2 protein-coding genes are annotated in these 2,326 nt (G+C 41.6%); both read right to left on the bottom strand.

Going from position 1 to position 2,326, the window contains the following annotated elements:
• Window positions 1-677 (bottom strand): SDR family oxidoreductase (locus J2T03_RS20475; RefSeq protein WP_307221361.1); only part of this gene is annotated, 677 nt, incomplete at its 3' end.
• A gap of 21 nt (window positions 678-698) precedes the next feature.
• On the bottom strand, window positions 699-2,300 hold the full coding sequence (locus J2T03_RS20480) for an aldehyde dehydrogenase family protein (protein ID WP_307221363.1): 1,602 nt from the start codon (window positions 2,298-2,300) through the stop codon (window positions 699-701).
• Between the last annotated feature and the right edge of the window lie 26 nt (window positions 2,301-2,326).

The following is a 2,326-nucleotide window of genomic DNA, read 5'->3' on the forward strand; positions in this document are numbered from 1 at the left end:
GCCACTACAATTGGCTCCGAATTCTGGCTTCCTGCCTGCTGCATTCCCTTCATTACCTTTTCCAGGAACGGAGCATATTCAGTCTGTGTAGGATCCACATTCATATTCTGCATTACAGTTTCCTCAAAATTCGTATTGATCATTCCCGGTTCAATCATTTTTACCTGGATGCCAATGGCTTCCAATTCAAATGAAAGCGCTTCACTCAGCCCTTCCACTGCAAATTTAGAACCGTGGTACAACGTTCCTAATGGGAAGGAAATTTTACCTCCCATTGAAGAAATATTGATAATGGTCCCTTCACCTTGCTTTCTCATGATGGGAATGATATTTTTAGCTACCAGCAGGGTGCCGATTACATTGACATCAAACTGCATTCTGATAGCCTGTTCAGGGGTTGCCTCCAGGATACCATAGGAACCATATCCTGCATTGTTGAGGAGCACATCAATTTTTCCGAACCGCTCAACGGCTTGTTGTACAGCAGATTGAATAGTATTTTCTTTGGTAACATCCAGTGCCATGACCTGTACATTATCCAGGCTGTTAAGCTCTGTATCCTGTTCCGGATTAGAGCGGACAGTGGCTGCCACATTCCATCCTTTCTGCTGAAAATATTTGGCAGTCATACGTCCGATACCGCTGCCGCATCCTGTAATTAAAATTGTTTTTCTCATTGTATGTATTGAGGTGCTAAATTAAAAATCTTTCTTTCTTAAGCTGTCTATCATTGCTGTTCCTGCCATTTTTGTTAAGTTTCTCCAGGTAGGTTCCATAGAATAGGTTGCCATGTTTTTTGCCAGATGGTCAAATGCCTTCTGGTTGGTACGAAGCATATGTCCCGGGGATACAAATTTGTCGTAAACAATTGATTTTTCAATGTTTTCAAATCCCAACAGATTTCCGAAATTACCGGAACCGGATACCATTTCTTTACCTTGCTCATTTCCTCCCCAAGTCAGATATGGGCTTAAAAATACAAATACAGGAATAGTGTTTACGGCTATTCCTCCATATTTCAAATCGTTAACGGCTGTGTCTAATTCATATTGGTGGGCCTTTTTGGTGTCTTCATCTATCAGAAGCATACATCCCAATGAGCCCAATAATTTATCATTGCAAAATGCAGTAGCTTTTGGTAAAAAATCTTTGGCATTGGCTGGTACGTCTAATGCAACTTCATCCATAATTTGGCAAAATGCTTCATTTTGTGTGGCATAGCTGTCTTCTTCACAGTCTGTAATAAACATAAAATTGGCATGTTTGAATCTGCCGTTTTCAGGTTTTAAAACTTCTGCATTCGGATAGGCTTTTTTGAAACCTTCCTCTGCTTTGTCTGTTCCTGGATAATAGGCTCCGGCAGCCGGAGTATCTTCAGATAGAGCTTTTCTCAGAGCATTTAAAAATTCATTTCGCTGCTCCCAATGTCTGGAAGTCACCAAAGTTTGCGGGCGGCCGCATACAGCACCGCCATTGAGCTTGGCAACGGTAGCAATCTGATTGGCCTGATGTTCCATTTCTTTTTTCGTCCAGGGTCTGTCGCCAGGAACTATAATGCAAGGGTTATTGCCACCACACTCTGCTACCATATGGGTATTGGTATTGCTCATAATTGCTTTGGCCGTTTCTGTTCCCCCTGTGAAATAGATGGCCGTTAAACCATCATTTGTTGTAAGTTCTCGTCCCTGATCTGCGGAAACAAAGCGTAAGGCTCCAAAATCGATAATAGGCTGGAAAATCTTTTCCCAGATAGCATCGGTTTCTTCATTTAGATGATGCGGCTTGTGGATGACAGCTTTGTTATCGTAAAAAAGTGCTTTTACCATTTCGAGTGATGAACTGTAATTTCCGGCACCCAAAATGGCTGTTACTCCGGCTGGCTTTTCTAAAGGATTTACCTGCTTCGGAGTTCCTTTTACACGTAAATGTCCGCTTTGTGTTCCGCTGAGCACTTTATCCTTGGCATCCATTGGGAATACGTGTACATCATAGGTGTCGTCATTTACTTTGGTAATATTCAAAGGTTTTGGCATTTCACCCTTCGCGATGGATTCGTAAAGCTGTATGCAGGCCGAAACGTTTCCTGCCAAGGGAACTGCCGTTGCAAATACTGATTCGGCATGTGTGTAAATGTCTTCACCCATGAGGGTGTTTTTCATTTTCTGATCAGAGGCACCCAAATCGTCTGCATACTTTTTCAGGTTATTCTGTACTTCTTCCAGTAAATGTAGTTTTTCCACTACTGAAGTTTCTGCCCATTTCTTAGGGTCTAATTGATTAAAAGCTTCTTGTGCTGTCATTTTAAGTAATTTTTTTTTAAATCATT

Source organism: Chryseobacterium lathyri (assembly GCF_030812195.1).
In the GTDB taxonomy this organism is placed as follows: domain Bacteria; phylum Bacteroidota; class Bacteroidia; order Flavobacteriales; family Weeksellaceae; genus Chryseobacterium; species Chryseobacterium lathyri_A.